This window comes from Rhizobium sp. CB2179 (genome assembly GCF_057653455.1).
The window spans coordinates 4,317,314-4,335,001 of record NZ_CM172781.1 but is presented as its reverse complement, the minus strand read 5'-3'; the positions used below and the strand labels follow the sequence as shown (position 1 = coordinate 4,335,001).

Below are 17,688 nucleotides of genomic sequence, written 5' to 3'. Positions count from 1 at the left end.
ACTTTAGATCTTTCGTTTTCCGCATGTCGTCGTCGCAAAACCGCGGCACACTTTTGCGCGACATGCTTAGACCTTTCTGCCGCAGGCGTCTTCCGGCCAAAACTATTGCATTTGGCTCAAGAAAACCTTAGGGCATGACGATATCCGGCAACCGCCTTTCAAAGGCGGTTGCCTTCCTTTTTCAGCGTGTAAAGGCATCGGCCTTGCTGCAGGACAACAGATTGCTCGCATCCGGCAACCAGGCGCCGGTCGCGCCGAGGGCCACGCGAATGGCTTTGCCGCGCGGACGCATGCCGCACGCTTCGGTGATCCTCCTCGCAACCGTCGTCGCGATCTTCAGTCTCGTGCCGCTCGGCTTCATCGGCTGGGTAACCTACGATGTCGGCTGGGAAACGGTGAAGGCCCTGGTCTTCCGGCCACGCGTCGGCGAACTTCTCGTCAATACGGTCCTTCTGGAATCGATCACCATCCCGGTGTCGATCGCGCTTGCGGTGACGCTCGCCTGGCTGACCGAGCGGACGGACATTCCTTTCGGCCGGCTCTGGGCCTGGCTGGCGATCGCTCCGCTCGCCGTGCCTGCCTTCGTGCACAGCTATGCCTGGGTCAGCCTCGTTCCCGGCATGCGCGGCCCGCAGAGCGGTGTCTTCGTCTCGGTCATCGCCTATTATCCGTTCCTCTACCTGCCGGTCGCCGCAGCGCTGCGCCGTCTCGATCCGGCTATCGAGGATGCCGCGGCCTCGCTGGGCCTCAATCCCTGGCGCGTCTTCTTCCGCGCCGTGCTGCCGCAGCTCAGGCTCGCCATCTGCGGCGGTTCTCTGCTGATCGCGCTGCATCTGCTTTCGGAGTACGGCCTGTTCGTGATGATCCGGTTCGACACGTTCGCGACGGCGATCGTCGACCAGTTCCAGTCCTCCTACAACAGCCCGGCCTCCAACATGCTCGGCGGCGTGCTCGTCGCCTGCTGTCTTTTTCTGCTCGGATTCGAGGTGTTGGTGCGCGGCAACGAACGTTATGCCCGCGTCGGCGCGGGTTCGCCACGCCCGACGGACCGCCGCCGCCTGGGCTGGTTGGTGGTGCCCGCCGTTTTGCTGCCTGTCCTCCTGGCGGTTCTGACGCTCGGCGTCCCGTTGGTGACGCTTGGCCGCTGGCTCTATCTCGGCGGCACCGATATCTGGCGCATCGAGGTCGGCAGCGCCTTCCTGCAGACGATCGTGCTTGCCGTCGTCGGCGGCGTGCTGGCGACGATTGCGGCAGCACCGATGGCCTGGCTTTCCGTGCGGGCGCCCGGCCGCCTCCAGCGCGTGCTCGAAGCCTGCCACTATTATGTCGGCTCGCTGCCGGGCGTCGTCGTGGCGCTGGCGCTGGTGACCATCACCGTGCGTCTCGTGCTGCCGCTCTATCAGACCTTCGCAACGCTGCTCGTCGCCTATGTGATGCTTTTCCTGCCGCGCGCCATGGTCGGGCTGCGTGCCAGCATCGCCCAAGCGCCGGTGGAACTGGAGCGCGCCGCGATGGGTCTCGGCCGCACCCCGGGCCAGGCGGTGCGGCAGATCACCATGCGGCTTGCCGCACCCGGAGCGGCTGCCAGCGTCGCGCTGGCCGCACTCGGCATCACCAATGAACTCACGGCGACACTGATGCTGTCGCCCAACGGCGTCGACACGCTGGCGACGAAATTCTGGTCGCTGACCAGCGAGATCGATTATGTCTCGGCCGCCCCCTACGCCTTCATGATGGTCGTGCTGTCACTGCCGCTCACCCTGATGCTCTATACCCAATCGAAACGGACCGCCGGCCAATGACGCTGCTCACGATCGAAAACATCAGCAAGCGCTATGGCCCCGTCCAGGCGCTGAAGGATATTTCGCTCGAAGTCTCGGCCGGAAGCCGCACGGCCGTCGTCGGCCCGTCCGGTTCAGGCAAGACGACGCTGTTGCGCATCATTGCCGGCTTCGAGCAACCCGATGTCGGCAGGGTGACGCTGGACGGCGACCTGCTCGCGGACGGTCCGGCGACAGTACCGGCGCATAAACGCGGCATCGGCATCGTCTCGCAGGACGGCGCGCTGTTTCCGCACTTAAGCGTTGCAGAAAATATCGGCTTCGGCTTCGAACGAAGGGCAGCCGATCGCGAGAAGCGCATCGTCGAGTTGCTCGATATGGTCGAACTCGACCGCGGCATGCTGGCGCGGCGTCCGCATCAGCTTTCCGGCGGGCAGCAGCAGCGCGTGGCGCTCGCCCGCGCGCTCGGCCGTAAGCCGCGGCTGATGCTGCTCGACGAACCTTTCTCGGCACTCGATACCGGCCTGCGTGAAAATATGCGCAAGGCGGTTGCGCGCGTGCTGCAGGCGGCCGGCATCACCACCATTCTCGTCACCCATGATCAGGAAGAGGCTCTGACCTTTGCCGATCAGGTCGCGGTTCTGAGGGAGGGACGGCTGATCCAGGCCGGGTCGCCGCAATCCTTGTACCTGCATCCGCGCGATCGCGAGACGGCACTGTTTCTCGGCGATGCCGTGCTGCTTCCCGCCATCATCCGCAACGGCTTGGCAGACTGCGCCCTTGGCCATGTCGCCGTCGAAGGCAGCCGTCAGGGCAAGGCGGAGATCATGCTGCGTCCCGAGCAGATTCGCGTCGTTGCCGATGAAGGCGATCGCAACTATGGCGGGCGTGTCGTCGAAGTGGAATTCGGCGGCGCAGTCTGCACCGTCGCCGTCTCGCTCGAAGGTGTGGCGTTGCCGCCGATCCTTATCAAGACCTCGAGCGTCGCTCTTCCGGCGCGGGGAGACCTCGTTCGCCTCGATATCGCCGGCAAGGCGCATGTCTTCGAGAACTGATACCATGCGACAGCTCTAAAGCGCGTCACGATCTTTCAGATTCGCTCCTCGCACTTTAGGCCTTTGTTTTTACGCATGTCGTTGTCGCAAAACCGCTGTACACTTTTGCGCGGCATGCTCTGGACCTAGCCGACCTTGCGTACCACTTCTTCGGGCTCGATGCCTTCGAGCCAGCCACCGGTAAAGCCGGCGCGCTCGAGCCCGAGGCGGATGACCGGCGATTGCCGCATCAGTTTCCAGATGAAATCCGAACGGTCGTTCTCGATGGTCATGACGACAAGGCCCTGGTCGATGCCGACGGTGCGGTCGTCGACCCAGCCTTCCGGCCGCTTGGTCTTGACCGTCGGATTGAAGCCGCCGGGAAAACCGCCTTCCAAGAGCAGGTTCGGATAGGTGGTCAGAAGCGCCTTGGTGCCGTCGAGAGCCGCCTGCTTGTCGTAGGGCAGGCAGGCAAGGGCTGCCCAGGGTGCGATCGTGCCGTCATCCGGGCCGAGCGGCGCTCCGCGGGCGGCGTAACCCAGAACCTTCGGCTGGCGGCCGCCACGCATGCGCCGTGTCGGCGGCGGGCCGTCACAGGCAGAGAAACCCCAGATATTCCTGTTGTAGCCGACGAACTGGCCGGGATTGCGTTCGGCATAGTCACGCTGGACGTTGATCATCACCTGCGTGTTGCGGAAATAGTCCCAGTTTCGCTCCGCCATCGGCTTGTCCTGAATGGTGCGGAAATCGATCCAGGCATGCGAGAACAGGTGGATGAACAGCGGCCCGGCATAGAGATAGGACTGCTCGCCATGCAGCATCCAGGAATAGCTTGACGTAAAGGCGTCGTAGCTCGATTGCGGTATCGGGTGCGTCGGCGAAGCGAGCGCCAGCGTATAGAGGATGATCGCCTCGTCGAAGCCATGGTAGCGCCAGCGCAAGAAGCCGGAAGAGGGCTTCCAACCCATGGCAATGGTGTCGCCCTTGTTCAGCGCCCAGCGCCAGTCGACGCGCTCGTAGATGAAGGTCGCGAGTTCCCGGATTTCGGTTTCCGTCTCGTCGTCTTCCCGATTGAAATATTGCGCAGCCGTCAGGATGCCGGCGACGAGCAGCGCCGTGTCGATGGTCGAAAGCTCGCTGTTCCAGGCGCGATGGCCGGTATCCATGTGCAGGAAATGGTAGAAGAAACCGCGGTGGCCGGTCGCGTGGCGTTCCTCGCCCTGGCGCGCCTCGGCAAAGAACCGCAGCGTGTTGACCGTGCGTTCGGCTGCCTCCTCGCGGCTGATCCATAAACGCTCGACACCAACAGGATAAGAGGAAAGCGCAAAGCCGACGGCTGCGATGCTGCACGGAACCCCGCCGATCGACGTATCCGCCACCAGGCCATTTTCGGGATTGGTATATTTCAGGAAGTACTTGAACGCCGAATGCTGCAGCCTGTCGACGAGTGCTGCATCAATGTCTTCAATCCGTTGCAGCATAGGCTCCTACCCAACTGTTGCATCGCCCCATGCTTCAACATGGGGGCCGTCCCCGGGCAAATCAAACCTTTTTGATTCGCAAGGATAAGAGAACACAAAAGGGTGGAATCGGTCGTTAATAATTATCGGCAAAATAATATCTAGCAGAAGTCATATAAGCGGTGCAGCAAAAAAGACGGTCCGCGCGCCACCGGCGCGGGTTATTTTCCCGCAATACTTGTTATCCTGATGCTTTGGAGAGTGGTTTTTTCGCGTTCAGGCGGCTTCATCGACCCTCACCAGATGGCCTGCCGTCACTTCCCGGTATCGGCGTGGCGGCGCGACGTAGCCGACCGGGCGGACAGGGCTCTTGAGCTCGTCGGTTCCGAGGTTGCGCTTGATGCCGCGCCGTGAGGGGTCGGGAACCGGCACAGCTGCCATCAGCTTCTTCGTGTAGGCATGCTGCGGGTTGCTGAACAATTCCGCACGTGGACCGATCTCGACGATCTCGCCGAGATACATCACCGCGACGCGGTGGCTGACGCGCTCGACCACCGCCATATCGTGAGAAATGAACAGGAAGGCGAGGTTGAGGCTTTGCTGCAGGTCCATCAGCAGATTGCAGACCTGTGCCTTGATCGAGACATCGAGGGCTGAAACGCTTTCGTCGGCGACGATCACCTTCGGATCGAGTGCGAGCGCGCGGGCGATGCAGATGCGCTGGCGCTGACCGCCGGAAAATTCATGCGGATAGCGTTTCATCATATCGGGTTTCAGCCCGACGCGTTCGAGAAGATCGGCCGCCTTGTCGCGGGCCTGGGCGCCGGTGCCGAGGCCGTGTTCGGTGATGGGTTCGGCGACGGCCGCGCCGACGGTCATGCGCGGGTTGAGGCTGGCGAAGGGATCCTGAAAGATCATCTGGATGCTGCGGCGCATCCGTCTGAGACTGGCCGCGTCAAGGCTCAGCACATCATAACCGTCGAGGCTGACACTGCCGCCGTTCGGCTGGACGAGGCGGGTAATCGAGCGACCGGTGGTCGACTTGCCGCAGCCGGATTCGCCCACGAGCGACAGCGTCTCGCCCTGGAGGAGATCGAAGGAGACATCCTCGACCGCATGGATCGCGCCGGTCTTGCGGCCGAGCAGGCCGCCGCGGATGTCGAAACGGGTAACGAGGTTCTTGACTTCGAGGATCGGTGTTCGCCGGCGGTCGACGGTATCGGCCACCTCGATCGGCTCGCGGCGTTCGCCGGTCGTGGTATCGACGACTGGGAAACGCAGCGGCCATTTCCGGTCGGCCATCGAGCCGAGGCGCGGCACGGCCGAGAGCAAAGCGCGGGTATAGGGATGCCTGCCGCGATGGAAGATGTCGTCGGTCGTGCCGGTTTCCACCGCCTCGCCGCGATACATGACGATGGTGCGGTCGGCGATTTCGGCGACGACACCCATGTCGTGGGTGATGAAGAGAACGGACATGCCCTCTTCTTCCTGCAGCATCTTGATCAGGTCGAGGATCTGGCCCTGGATCGTCACGTCGAGTGCTGTCGTCGGCTCATCGGCGATCAGCAATTTCGGCCGGCTGGCGAGCGCCATGGCGATCATCACGCGCTGGCGCATGCCGCCTGAGAACTGGTGCGGATATTCGTCGAAGCGCGAGGCGGCGTTGGGGATGCGGACCTTTTCCAGCAGGCGCACGGTTTCGGCCCGCGCCTCGGCCTTGCCGATATCGCCGTGGCAGGTCAGCGCTTCGGAGATCTGGCGGCCGATGGTGAAGATCGGATTGAGGGAGGTCATCGGCTCCTGGAAGATCATGGCGGCGTCGTTGCCGCGCACCCGGCGCATCTCCTTTTCCGAAAGGGTGAGAACATCCTTGCCGTTCAAGGTGATGGCGCCATCGATGCGGCTCGATCCCTTGGCGAGAAGCCGCATGATCGAAAGGGAGGTGACGCTCTTGCCCGAGCCGCTTTCGCCGACGATAGCCACCGTCTCGCCTGGCATGACGTCGAAGGAGACGTCGCGCACCACCGGCTTCCAGTCGCCATCGACGAGGAAGGAGGTCGTCAGGTTCCTGACCGAGAGAACCGGGGAGGCGGGGGCTGAAGAAACATCAAGCATGTCGTTGCCTTGTTCTATCTGGTTCACGTCTTCAAAGGCGTGGCGAAGGAGGCCGAAGGCCTGCCTTCAGCAATGCGGGCCGCTTCCAGCGCCGCGATCTTTTCATCGATCTCGCGCCTGTCCGTCATGCCGTTCGGATTTTGCCGCGTCGCCATCGTCTCGGCGACATGCAGGTAACGTTCACCCGCCACCGCGTGCAGGCGAACAAGTTCGGCGAGCGGATCGGGATGATCGTCGGCGCGGAGGCTGAGCCACGGATAATCCTGGTCGCGATGGATGATGAGGGCGGCGGACTGCCTGCCGCGCTTGTCGCCGCCGGCATCCTCGCCTACCTGCATCGCCAGCAGCAGGCGTTCGGCCAGCGGCTTGTCCATTGCCTTGTTGTAGGTGGCAAGTGTTTCGGCGACGACGTCGGGACCCGCGAGCATGTTGCCGGCGACCGAGACGTTTTCGTCGATCAGATGCCCCGCCCAGTCGATGCATGCGGGACCGGTGAAGGCGGCGTTGCGCCCCTTCGCATCGATGAGGTGCAACTGCCGCTGATTGCGGCCGGCGTCACGCCCAGTGAGCTGGGTGATGATCTCCTCCGGCGCCTTGCCTGCAGCCAGCAGCGACAGGCCGTCGACGCCGTAAAGCGGGCTGACGAAGGCCTGGGTAGCAACGGCGCCGATGCCGCCGCGAATATGCGGCACCAGGGCGCCGACGGCAAAGAAGCGGCTCGCGACGGCAATGCCGAGATGACCGGTCGAGGGATCACGGGCGACGATAGACCAGGTCATGACTATCTCCCGATCGCATAGGCCTGCATCAGGCGCGGGGTGGCTGCAGCGCGCAACAGTCCGTCGGCATCGCGTCTCGCGGCGGTCAGCCGGCCGATCGTCCAGGGATCGGCGACCGTCAGCTTGTGACCCTTGCGACGCAGGGCATCAAGGACATCAGGGCCGAAATTCGCTTCCGCCATCAGGCTGCCGGGTTCGCGGGTGCGCGGATAGAAAGAGCCCGGAAAATGCGAGGTGTGGAACAGCGGCTGGTCGATCGCCGCCTGCAGGTTCAGCTTGTGATTGATATAACGCAGGAAGAAGGAAAGCTGCCACTGCTCCTGCTGATCGCCGCCGGGTGTGCCGAAGGCCAGTGTCGGGCGGCCCTCATAGAGGCCGAGCGACGGTGTCAGCGTCGTGCGCGGCCGCTTGCCGGGCGCAAGCGACGTCGGCAACCCTGGTTTCAGCCAGAACATCTGGGCGCGGGAATTGAGGCAGAAGCCGAGGCCGGGCACGGTCGGCGAGGATTGCAGCCAGCCGCCTGATGGCGTGACGGAGACTATGTTGCCGTGGCGGTCGATGACGTCGATATGCACGGTGTCGCCGCGCTTTTCGGAAAGATGCGCCATGGTCGGCTCGTAGACGGCGCCGGTCTTGGAATCCGCGCCGAGCATCTTCATCGTCAGATCATGCTGCGCTTCGAAGCCAGGCACGATGCCGGGGCGAAGATCGAAGGAGGCGTCTGTGCCGACCAGCTTGCGGCGCTCGGCGGCATAGGTCTCCGACAGCAGATGCGCGATGGGAATCTCCGAAAAGTCAGGATCGCCGTAATAGACTTCGCGGTCGGCGAAGGCGAGCTTCATCGCCTCGACGACGGTGTGGACGAAATCGGCGCCAGCGGGATCCATCGCGGCGAGATCGAAGCCTTTGAGGATCGACAGGGTCTGCAGGAAGACCGGACCCTGGCCCCAGGGGCCGATCTTGGCGATCGTCCAGTCATGATAATCATAGGTCAGCGGCTCCTCGATCGTCGCCGACCAGTTCGCCATGTCGGCGGCAGTCAGGACGCCCTTGTGGCGGCTGCCGCTTGCATCCATCACCTCGGCGGTCTTCAGATAATCGTCGATCTTCTCGGCAACGAAGCCGCGATAGAAGGCGTCGCGGGCCGCCTGCACTTGCGCTTCCCGGCCGCTTTTCACTTCCGCCTCGGCGATGACGCGCTTCCAGGTTTCGGCAAGCACCGGATTCCTGAAATTCGCATGCGCTTCGGGCGCGCTGCCGCCTGGCAGCCACGTCTCGTAGGAGGTCGGCCATTCCTTCTCGAAGAAGGCGGCGAGCCCCTTGATGGTGGCGGAGACGCGCGGCAGCATCGGATGGCCGTGCTCGGCGTAATAGATCGCCGGTTCCAGCACATCGCGCACGCTCATCGAGCCATAGTCGCGCAGCATCAGCATCCAGCCATCGAAGGAGCCGGGGATGACGGTCGCAAGCAGCCCGTCGCCGGGGATCAGGCTCAGGCCCTCTGCCGTATAGTGTTCGATCGTCGCACCGGCGGGGGCAGGGCCTTGCGCGCAGATGACCTCGACCTTGTCCTTCTTCTTCGAATAGATCACCGCCGGCATATCGCCGCCCGGACCGCAAAGATGCGGCTCGACGATCTGCAGCACGAAGCCCGTCGCCACTGCCGCGTCGAAGGCATTGCCGCCCTTTTCGAGAATGCTCATGCCGACGGCCGAGGCGATCCAGTGCGTCGAGGTGACGACACCGAAGGTGCCGAGGATCTCGGGACGGGTGGTGAATGCGGTCATGTCAAATGTCCTTTCGAGAAATCATGCTTCGCGCGGATCGAGCGCATCGCGCAGGCCGTCGCCTAAAAGATTGAAACCGATGACGACGAGGAAGATCGCGGCACCCGGCCACATCGCCATCCATGGCGCCTGGGAGAGGAAATTCTTGGCGACGTTCAGCATCGAGCCCCAGCTCGGCGCCGGCGGTTGTTGCCCGAGACCGAGAAAGGAGAGGCTTGCCTCGGCGATGATCGCGGTGGCGATGGTCAACGTCGCTTGCACGAGGATCGGTGCAAAGACGTTCGGCAGGATGTAGCGGGTGATGATGCTCGAGGACCGGAGGCCGATCGAGCGGGCACCCTCGACATATTCTTCGATCTTGACCGAAAGCACCTGGCCGCGCGTCAGCCGCACGAAGACGGGCATGGCGGAAAGGCCGATCGCAATCATCGCATTGGTCAGGCTCGGGCCGAGAAAGGCTGCGAGCGCGATCGCGGTGATGAGGAAAGGCATGGCCAGAAAGGCTTCGGTGATGCGCGAGATCACCATGTCGATCCAGCCGCCGAAATAACCGGAGATAAGGCCGAAGGGCACGCCGATGACAACGGCGATCGCCACCGAGAAGACGCCGGCCATCAGCGAAGCCTGCGCGCCCCAGATCATTCGGGAAAGAATGTCGCGGCCGATGTCGTCGGTGCCAAGCCAATGGGCGGCGGACGGGGCCTTGCGGATCGCCGACCAGCTTGTGGCGTTCGGATCGGGAATCGGAAGGAGGGGGGCGGCAATGGCGAGGATTGCGAAGAAGGCGATGATCGCAAGGCCGACGAGCGCACCCTTGTTGGCCTTCAGCTTGCGCCAGGCACGGCTCGGCGAGCGGTCGATCGCAGAGGGAATGACGGTCTCTCCGATCGCGGTCATAGGGCGGCCCTCATGCGTGGATTGAGCAGGACGTAGAGAATGTCGGCCAAGAGGTTCATCAGGATGAAGCCGATCGCGGTGCAGATCACCACACCCTGGACGACGGCGTAGTCGCGGTTGAAGACGGCGTCGACGATGAGCTTTCCGAAACCCGGAATGGTGAAGATCTGCTCGGTCAGCACGGCACCGGCAAGCAGTTCGCCGAAGAGCAAGGCAGTCAGCGTCACGATCGGCAGCATGGCATTGCGGAAGCCGTGTTCGAGCACGACCGAGCTTTCAGCCAGCCCCTTGGCGCGGGCGGTGCGGATGTAATCGGTGCTGAGGACGCTCAGCATCGCCGAGCGTGTATGCCGCATTAGGGTCGCGGCCAGCGCATTGCCGAGCACGAAGGAGGGCATCAGCATGGTTTCCAGCGAACGCAGCGGATTGCTGAAGAAGGGTTCGTAACCTGATGCCGGCAACCAACCGAGATTGACCGAAACCAGCAGGATCAGCATGATGCCGAGCCAGAAATTCGGGATCGACAGACCGGTCAGCGCGATGATGTTGGCGAGATAGTCGATCATCGTGTTCTTCTTGACGGCCGCCAGGATGCCCATCGGCACGCCGATGACAAAGGCGAAGATCATCGACATGATGGCGAGCTGGATGGTGACCGGCAGCTTTTCGGCGATGAGCTGCAGAACCGGCTGGTTGGTGCGCAGCGAAATGCCGAGATCGCCTTGCAGGGCCGCACCCAGCCAGCGGACATATTGATAGGGCACGGGATCGTTCAGCCGGTATTTCTCGCGCAGGAATTCGAGAACCTGCGGGTCGCGTTCCTCGCCGGCCATGGCGAGGATCGGATCGCCGGGCAGCAGCTTCTGCAGCGAGAAGACGAAGACCGAAATGATCAAAAGCGTCGGTATGGCGACCAAGAGCCGTTTGGCGATGTAGGTGTACATGGGCGATCCTGACACGACTGGGGTCATGCGGCGGAGGGTTTCCGCCGCATGATTTGCTGGATCAAAAAGTAGAGCATGATGTCGTCCGAAAGCCGCTCACACTTTTCGGCATCATGCTCTAGGGATCAGCCGGCTTTCTTGACGCCGACGAGGCGGATCATGCCATCCGGCGACGGAACGAAGCCGGTGATGTTCTTGTGCAGCGCCCAGATCCAGGACTGATGGCCGAGATAGATGATCGGCAGATCGTCGTTGAGGATGACGGCGGCGGCATCGTATTTCTGCTTGCGCACGGCATCGTCGGTCGAAGCACGAGCTTCGTTCAGCAGCTTGTCCACCTCGGCGTTGCAGTATTTCGTGTCGTTGATGCCGCCCTTGCAGGTGATGAACTGATGGATATTGCCGTCGGGATCGACGCGGCCGGACCAGTCGGAACGGCTGAGCTGATAGTTGCCGGCGGTCTGCTCGCTCAGCAGCGTGGCGAATTCCGTCGACTTCAGGCTGACGTCGAAGCCGGCTTCGCCGACCATCGACTGGATGATCTGCATCATCTGCATGGCAACGGGATTGTTCGGGATCTGCAGCTCGATCGGCACGCGGTCGAAGCCGGCTTCCTTGATCAGCGCCTTGGCCTTGTCGAGATCGCGGGCGGGGACGGGAATATCCTTGTCGAACCACGGGCTGCTCGGCGGGAAGGGCTGGTTGCCGGAGACGGCCGTGCCTTCATAGACGATCTGGTTGACGGCATCGCGGTCGATCGCCAGCGAGAAAGCCTGGCGCAGGCGTTTGTCCTTGCCGAAAGGATTGTCGGCACGCGCGCCGTTGCCGATATTGGTATAGAGCGCCATGTAGCCGGTGCCGACGGCGTCGGCATAGACCAGGCTCGAATCCGCCTTCACGGCTTCAGCATCGGTCGCGGCCAGGCGCTCGATCATGTCGAGATCGCCGGAACGCAGATTGGCGAGGCGCACCGTCGTATCCGGGATCGGCAGATAGGTGAGCTTGTCGATGAAGATCTTGTCCTTGTTCCAGTAGTCCTGGAACTTTTCGAGCACGATGCGATCCTGCTGGATGCGTTCGACGAACTTGAACGGACCGGCGCAGACCGGGTGATCGCCGAACTTGGCGCCGAGCTCCTTGGCGGCCTTCGGCGAGACGATCATGCCGGCGCGGTCGGAAAGCTGGGCAAGAAGGGTGACGTCAGGCGCCTTGAGGGTGAACTTGACCTCGTATTCGCTTGTCGCCTCGACCTTTGCGACCGAGGTCAGCTCGCTCTTGCGGCGTGATTCCGGCAAGGTGATGTTGCGCTCGATGGTGGCGACGACGGCTTCGGCGTTGAACGGGGTCTCGTCATGGAACTTGACGCCTTGGCGCAGCTTCATGGTGAGCTCTTTGCCGTCGGCCGACCAGCTCCATTCGGTGGCAAGCTGCGGCACGATCTTCAGATCCGGCGAGACGTCGACCAGCTTGTCGCACATTGCAGTATAGACGATGCGGCCGACGAAGGTGCGTGACTGCGCGGGATCGAGCACGTCGGCATCGTCCTGCAATCCGATCTTCAGGTCGACGGCGAAGGCAGGAAGCGCAAACAGCGCGCCGGCAACGGTGGCGGTCAGCAATTTGGCGATCTTCATTCCATTCTCCTCTGTTCTGTTTGTTTGGTTTTGGCTTCCATTCCGGCGGTTATGGCCCGCCCGTCTCTCTTCTCCCTGCTCACCTCGCTGTTCAGGCGAGGGTCTTGTCGACCTCCGTTTCGCTATGATCGAGCGAGGTGATGCGGATGAGGCTTTCCTGCAGCGTCAGCAGATGCTGGCGCATCGCTTCGCCCGCCCTGGCAGGATCACGAGCGGCGATCGCATCGACGATCGCCGTGTGCTGACCGAAGGTGACGGGCCGCGTCCGGCTGGCGCTGCGGGCGCGCTCGCGGATCGTCTGCCAGGCCTCGTCCTGGCGCACCCGGTTGATGACGTCGAAGATGGTGAGGAAGAAGCCGTTGCCGGCGCATTGGGCGATCTGGCGGTGCAGCGCCCCGTCCCAGAGTTCGCGGCCGTCGGCATCGGTGCTTTCGTAGATCTTCTTCACCAGATCATACATGCGCTCGATATCGGCGGCCTTGGCGCGCATGGCGGCAAGCTGGGCGAGCTGCGGTTCGATGCGCAGGCGCACTTCCATGACTTCCATGAGATCGGTGCCGGCAACGATCGAGCCGACATGATCGCTCCAGCCGTCGGGGCGCGGGCCGGCATAGGTGCCGGAGCCTTGGCGGCGCCAGATGCGGCCCTCAGCCTCCAGCACTTCGAGGGCACGGCGGACGGCACGGCGGCCGACGCCAAGCATTTCCGAAAGGGTGCGCTCGGTCGGCAGCTTGCCGTCGGCGTCGAGACTGTCGGACCGCAGCAGAGCCCTCAGCCTCTCCAGCGCATAATTCGAATTGCCCTGCGTCTCATCCATCGGCATTCGCTTAAATGGTCCGTACCAATTTTCTATTGGTTCAGTCCAAACCAAATAGCGCCGACCGTCAAGCGCTTTTTTGTGCAAATCCAAATCTGCCCGTTTTTTGCTCAAATCCCGCTATTGCCGCGATACGGGAAAGCAGTCGATCGCGGCGACAGGGCGGCGCCGCGATCGACAATGTCATCCAGAAAATGCAATTGGTTCAGCTGAAGCTCAGGCCAGCGTCGAGCGTGCGGAGAGAAAAACCTGCGGCTCGAAGGCAAAATCCTTGTCGAAAGGATAGGTCGGACGCTGCTTGCGCAGCCGCGGCAGGCGCTCGACGAACTGATCGACGACCCCTGTTGATAGCGCCATCAGGTTCGGATTGGCGATCGGCGCCAGTTCCGGCGAGAGATAGCCCGATTTGACGACGATGATGCTGGCCTTGTGTGGGTCGAGGCCGAGCCGGGTGAAGTCGACGATGTTGTGATAGGGCCGACGCTTGGCGGAGAGCACGAGATCGATACCACTGACCGAAACTACCGCCTGGCGGTCTGTGGGATCTGATGTCTCATGCAGGAACTTGACCGTGAAGCGGCCGTGAACGGGCTTGCTACCCTGGGTGTCGAGCGAGGCGCCGACACTGAGCTCCAGTTCCGCACCGATGCCAGCGGCATAACAGGCCTCGGTCGCCGCCTTGTCGGCGATGCCGGCAAAGACGACGCCGGTGGCGCCCCTGGCAATCAGCTCTGCCAGCACATCAGCCCGGTCCCCAACGCCGCCGCCGGTCGGGTTGTCGCCGGATTCGGCAAGCACCACAGGAGCGGTCGGGCTTGCGATCGCCCTTTCGACACATTCCTCGAGCGTGCCGGTCTTGCAGCCGAAGACAAAGTCTTCGCGCGCATCCCAATAAGCCCTCGCGAGGCGTTTGGCCTCGCGCTCCAGCACGGTGCGGTCGGTGCCGGTCATGATCGCGGCGGCGGTGGCGCGCGGTTCGTCGGCCCAGACATAGCCGACCATCAGCGATGCATCCCAGACGCCGTCGATCGCATCGATCCCAGGCAGCATGTCATAGAGCCTCTTTGCCGGCTCATCGACGGTGCTGGTGCGCTCGCCGGGCAGCACGACCGGGATCGGCACCCAGAGCACGACCGGCCTCTCGCCGGTTTTCAGGCTCTTTACCAGCATGGAAACGGAGCGGCGCATCGTCTCTTCGACATCGATATGCGGCGCAGTGCGGTAGGTGGAATAGATATCGAGCGCATCGATGATGCGTTGCGTGACGTTGCCGTGCAGATCGTAGCTTGCCGAGACCGTGCAATCCTTGCCGACCAGCGCACGGGCCGCGCTGATCCAGTCGCCTTCCGCATCCTCCATGCCCTCGACATACATGGCGCCGTGCATGGCGAGATAGAGACCGTCAAGCGGCAGCATCGGCTTCAGCCGCTCGAGGAATTCACCCTTGAAGGCCTCGTAGGTGGCACGCGAAACCGGGCCGCCGGCGATGGCGCGGGCATGGATCGTCGGCAGAAATTCGGCAGCGTAATCCCTGAGGAAGGCGAAATACGGCGCTTCCAGCAGCGCCGCGCCGCGCAGCACGCGGAAATCCTTCTCCTCGTTCAGGACGGGGTTGTATGTGCTGCATTCGATATGAATGCCACCGACGGCGATGCGCATGGGAAACCTCAGTTTATGTTGGGAGCAGTCAGAAAGTTATGGGCGATGCTGGCAACCCGGCTCCGGCGCCGGTATCGACGCGCCGGGTGCGGATCTGTGTCGGTCGACTGAGTTGTGCTGCGATAAACTGAACATTCGGGATCCGATCCGCAGACGCGTCCTTTTGCCTCGACAATAAGTTTACAAACGAACCAATCAACCAAAATAAATTACAATCTTGATCTTCTAAGCCGGCGTCGAGGTCGAAAGTGCCGTAATCGGTGAGCCTCCGACCGGCTCGGTTTCTTCCGTCGGATGCCGCGGGCCGATTGTTGCCGACAAACGCGGCCGCATCGCCATAAAGAAAAAATCCCACTTCGGGATCCCGAAATTTCCCCGCTTCGGGATCCCGAAATTCGTCGCGTTTTGGGTGGTGTCGCCGCGAGGAAACATCCAATGATTTCAACACCGCAACCAATTTCGGGATTCCGAAGTGCTATATAGATTATGGTGGGGGTCTGGCTGGCCGATGAATTCAGCGCAGCGCCTCGACAGGTTCGCCGAACAGTAAGTCGATGCGCCCACCCACTCAGAGGCTATCCGTCGTATTCTTCGAGAATGGTTATCCAGCTCATGGATTCCTGCCAAAATGAGCTCGGAGCAGCGCAAGGCGTCAAATCTGCTCTTGCCGTGCGTTGGCGCAAGGGCGTCTATCCCGGCGCTAAGCAGACATTTAATTTTATTTGAGAAACTGGAGCGGGCGAAGGGATTCGAACCCTCGACCCCAACCTTGGCAAGGTTGTGCTCTACCCCTGAGCTACACCCGCTCAATCCACATCGGTCCGGGGTAGTTGTTGGACCGTGGGCGCCGCCTCGCGGCGACCGGCGCTATATGGCCTAACGGGTTTTCAAATGCAACAGGGAAATGACGGAGAGGCGAAGAAAAATTCTGGTGTTCGCTGACGCCCGGCGGAAAGGCCGCAAATGCGGGGCAAAGCGTCGGTCGCAAAGATTGCCAAACGATGTGGACCGCCTTAATCAGGACGCCTCGCTTTTTTCCCTTCCTGTCCAATGGATTGCCCGATGTCCGAAAATGCCCCGAAGACAAGAGAAGAATTGTTTGCCTTCCTCGACGGGCTCGGCATCGCCCATAAGACGGTCGACCATGCGCCGGTTTTCACCGTGGCGGAATCGGTGGCCCTGCGCGATGAAATCCCCGGCGGCCACACCAAGAACCTGTTCGTCAAAGACAAGAAGGACAGATATTTTCTGCTGACCGTGGAGGAAAATGCTGCCGTCGACCTCAAGCAAGTGCATAATGCCATCGGCGGCTCCGGCCGGGTCTCCTTCGGCAGGCCGGAGAAGCTGATGGAGTATCTCGGCGTTGCTCCGGGCTCGGTCACGGCCTTCGGTGCGATCAACGATACCGCTGAGAATGTCACCTTCGTGCTCGATGCCGAGCTGATGGCGCACGAGATCGTCAACTGCCATCCGCTATCCAATGATGCGACGACCTCGATTGCGAGCAGCGATCTCATCCGTTTCATGGAAGCGACGGGACATAAGCCACTTGTCTTGAAAGTGACGTCCTGACATACGATTTTAGCGCTAAAGCGCGTCTCGATCTTTTAGATTCGCCTGCCGCGCTTTAGTCTTTGGTTTTGCGCATGCCTTTATCGCAAAACCGCCACACAGTTTTGCGCGACATGCTTTAGCAAAGACGCCGGCAGGATCGGCGCGGCGGGAGATACCTATGAGCGGCAGCGACAACCCCTATAATGCTTCCTTCGGAAATCAGATGACGGCGACGACAAACTTCGGTGCTGCGCCGGAACCCGCGGCTGCGGCCAGCAGCTACATCACGGAGACGACGACCGCGAATTTCGCCAAGGACGTCATCGAGGAATCGCGCAAGCAGCCGGTACTGGTCGATTTCTGGGCACCCTGGTGCGGCCCGTGCAAGCAGCTGACGCCGGTCTTGGAAAAGGTCATCAACGAAGCCAAGGGCCGCGTTCGGCTGGTCAAGATGAACATCGACGACCATCCCTCGATCGCCGGTCAGCTCGGCATCCAGTCGATCCCCGCCGTCATCGCCTTCGTCAACGGCCGTCCCGCCGACGGTTTCATGGGCGCGGTGCCGGAAAGCCAGATCCAGCAGTTCATCGACCGGATCGCCGGTCCGGCCGGCGCCGACGAGGCGGCCGAAATCGAAGCGGTGGTTGCTGAAGCGGCGGAACTGCTTGCCGCCGGCAATATCAACGAGGCCGCTCAGCTCTACGGCGCCGTGATGCAGGCCGATCCCGAGAATGCCAAGGCGCTTGCCGGCATGGCCGAATGCATGATCGCCGCCAACCAGCATCAGCGGGCGCGCGAAATTCTGACGGAATTGCCGGAAGAGCTGGCGAAAGACGCCGGCATCCAGGCCGTGCTGATGAAGCTCGAGCAGATCGAGGAGGCCCGCAAGCTCGGTGATCCCGTTGCGCTCGAGCGTGAACTGGCCGCCAATCCCGATGACCACGAAGCGCGGATCAAGCTTGCCAAGATCCGCAATGTCGAAGGCCGGCGCGACGAAGCGGCCGACCATCTGCTGCTGATCATGCGCAAGGACCGTGCCTTCGACGATGACGGCGCCCGCCGCCAGCTGCTGCAGTTCTTCGAGGTCTGGGGCTTCAAGGATCCAGCGACAGTTGCAGCGCGGCGCAAGCTTTCGGCGATGCTGTTTTCGTAGGGCGCCGCGCATCCCGCAGCACGCGCCACGGTCGGTCTATCGCATTGAATCGGTGCAGGATCTCTTCCGAGAAC

Annotated in this window: 14 protein-coding genes and 1 tRNA gene; 4 read left to right on the top strand and 11 right to left on the bottom strand. The window is 62.2% G+C overall.

Annotated elements, in window-relative coordinates; genetic code table 11:
• The first annotated feature begins 134 nt into the window (after positions 1–134).
• Positions 135–1,802: an ABC transporter permease gene (locus AC244Q_RS21365; RefSeq protein ID WP_113546733.1), complete on the top strand. Its 1,668-nt coding sequence runs from the start codon at positions 135–137 to the stop codon at positions 1,800–1,802.
• Complete coding sequence (locus AC244Q_RS21360) at positions 1,799–2,836, top strand: ABC transporter ATP-binding protein (RefSeq protein ID WP_012759402.1); 1,038 nt, start codon at positions 1,799–1,801, stop codon at positions 2,834–2,836. Before AC244Q_RS21365 ends, AC244Q_RS21360 begins: the two co-directional genes overlap by 4 nt.
• 125 nt (positions 2,837–2,961) lie before the next feature.
• Here the strand turns inward: AC244Q_RS21360 and AC244Q_RS21355 are convergent, their stop codons facing one another.
• The 11 genes from AC244Q_RS21355 to AC244Q_RS21305 all read right to left on the bottom strand — a co-directional run bounded on the left by AC244Q_RS21355 (position 2,962) and on the right by AC244Q_RS21305 (position 15,713).
• Entirely contained in the window at positions 2,962–4,296 is a 1,335-nt protein-coding gene (locus AC244Q_RS21355) for a glucoamylase family protein (protein WP_012759401.1), read from the bottom strand.
• Positions 4,297–4,551: 255 nt separating this feature from the next.
• Entirely contained in the window at positions 4,552–6,390 is a 1,839-nt protein-coding gene (locus AC244Q_RS21350; protein WP_128406546.1) for an ABC transporter ATP-binding protein, read from the bottom strand.
• Positions 6,391–6,413: 23 nt separating this feature from the next.
• A complete protein-coding gene (locus tag AC244Q_RS21345) occupies positions 6,414–7,169 on the bottom strand; it encodes a DUF1028 domain-containing protein (RefSeq protein WP_012759399.1) in 756 nt (251 codons plus the stop codon).
• Positions 7,170–7,171: 2 nt separating this feature from the next.
• On the bottom strand, positions 7,172–8,956 hold the full coding sequence (locus tag AC244Q_RS21340) for a gamma-glutamyltransferase family protein (protein WP_128406547.1): 1,785 nt from the start codon (positions 8,954–8,956) through the stop codon (positions 7,172–7,174).
• 21 nt (positions 8,957–8,977) lie between these two features.
• The gene (locus AC244Q_RS21335; RefSeq protein ID WP_012759397.1) at positions 8,978–9,853 is read right to left on the bottom strand and encodes an ABC transporter permease; all 876 of its coding nucleotides are present in this window, start codon (positions 9,851–9,853) and stop codon (positions 8,978–8,980) included.
• Positions 9,850–10,797, bottom strand: coding sequence for an ABC transporter permease (locus AC244Q_RS21330; protein WP_012759396.1), 948 nt, complete (start codon positions 10,795–10,797; stop codon positions 9,850–9,852). The genes AC244Q_RS21335 and AC244Q_RS21330 overlap by 4 nt, the downstream gene beginning before the upstream one ends.
• 125 nt (positions 10,798–10,922) lie before the next feature.
• Positions 10,923–12,431 carry an ABC transporter substrate-binding protein gene (locus AC244Q_RS21325; protein ID WP_012759395.1) on the bottom strand — a complete coding sequence of 503 codons (1,509 nt, stop codon included), beginning with the start codon at positions 12,429–12,431 and terminating at the stop codon, positions 10,923–10,925.
• Positions 12,432–12,522: 91 nt separating this feature from the next.
• The gene (locus AC244Q_RS21320; RefSeq protein ID WP_012759394.1) at positions 12,523–13,254 is read right to left on the bottom strand and encodes a FadR/GntR family transcriptional regulator; all 732 of its coding nucleotides are present in this window, start codon (positions 13,252–13,254) and stop codon (positions 12,523–12,525) included.
• Between the two features lie 210 nt (positions 13,255–13,464).
• Entirely contained in the window at positions 13,465–14,907 is a 1,443-nt protein-coding gene (locus AC244Q_RS21315; protein WP_128406548.1) for a M81 family metallopeptidase, read from the bottom strand.
• A gap of 28 nt (positions 14,908–14,935) precedes the next feature.
• Positions 14,936–15,364 (bottom strand): hypothetical protein, encoded by a 429-nt coding sequence (locus tag AC244Q_RS21310; protein WP_164902313.1) that lies wholly within the window; start codon positions 15,362–15,364, stop codon positions 14,936–14,938.
• 274 nt (positions 15,365–15,638) lie between these two features.
• Positions 15,639–15,713 (bottom strand) — tRNA-Gly (locus AC244Q_RS21305).
• 256 nt (positions 15,714–15,969) lie between these two features.
• Between AC244Q_RS21305 and AC244Q_RS21300 the strand changes: the two genes are divergently transcribed.
• Positions 15,970–16,479 carry a prolyl-tRNA synthetase associated domain-containing protein gene (locus AC244Q_RS21300; RefSeq protein ID WP_128406549.1) on the top strand — a complete coding sequence of 170 codons (510 nt, stop codon included), beginning with the start codon at positions 15,970–15,972 and terminating at the stop codon, positions 16,477–16,479.
• 160 nt (positions 16,480–16,639) lie between these two features.
• Complete coding sequence (trxA, locus tag AC244Q_RS21295; RefSeq protein WP_128406550.1) at positions 16,640–17,614, top strand: thioredoxin; 975 nt, start codon at positions 16,640–16,642, stop codon at positions 17,612–17,614.
• The last annotated feature ends 74 nt before the right edge of the window (positions 17,615–17,688 follow it).

Excerpts from the sequence above, each read along its gene's own strand:
- AC244Q_RS21360 (WP_012759402.1), top strand. The coding sequence starts at position 1,799 with ATGACGCTGCTCACGATCGAAAACATCAGCAAGCGCTATGGCCCCGTC.
- AC244Q_RS21345 (WP_012759399.1), bottom strand. The coding sequence starts at position 7,169 with ATGACCTGGTCTATCGTCGCCCGTGATCCCTCGACCGGTCATCTCGGC.
- AC244Q_RS21315 (WP_128406548.1), bottom strand. The coding sequence starts at position 14,907 with ATGCGCATCGCCGTCGGTGGCATTCATATCGAATGCAGCACATACAAC.
- AC244Q_RS21325 (WP_012759395.1), bottom strand. The coding sequence starts at position 12,431 with ATGAAGATCGCCAAATTGCTGACCGCCACCGTTGCCGGCGCGCTGTTT.
- AC244Q_RS21320 (WP_012759394.1), bottom strand. The coding sequence starts at position 13,254 with ATGCCGATGGATGAGACGCAGGGCAATTCGAATTATGCGCTGGAGAGG.
- AC244Q_RS21340 (WP_128406547.1), bottom strand. The coding sequence starts at position 8,956 with ATGACCGCATTCACCACCCGTCCCGAGATCCTCGGCACCTTCGGTGTC.
- AC244Q_RS21350 (WP_128406546.1), bottom strand. The coding sequence starts at position 6,390 with ATGCTTGATGTTTCTTCAGCCCCCGCCTCCCCGGTTCTCTCGGTCAGG.
- AC244Q_RS21365 (WP_113546733.1), top strand. The coding sequence starts at position 135 with ATGACGATATCCGGCAACCGCCTTTCAAAGGCGGTTGCCTTCCTTTTT.
- AC244Q_RS21355 (WP_012759401.1), bottom strand. The coding sequence starts at position 4,296 with ATGCTGCAACGGATTGAAGACATTGATGCAGCACTCGTCGACAGGCTG.
- AC244Q_RS21300 (WP_128406549.1), top strand. The coding sequence starts at position 15,970 with ATGTCCGAAAATGCCCCGAAGACAAGAGAAGAATTGTTTGCCTTCCTC.
- AC244Q_RS21330 (WP_012759396.1), bottom strand. The coding sequence starts at position 10,797 with ATGTACACCTACATCGCCAAACGGCTCTTGGTCGCCATACCGACGCTT.
- AC244Q_RS21335 (WP_012759397.1), bottom strand. The coding sequence starts at position 9,853 with ATGACCGCGATCGGAGAGACCGTCATTCCCTCTGCGATCGACCGCTCG.
- trxA (WP_128406550.1), top strand. The coding sequence starts at position 16,640 with ATGAGCGGCAGCGACAACCCCTATAATGCTTCCTTCGGAAATCAGATG.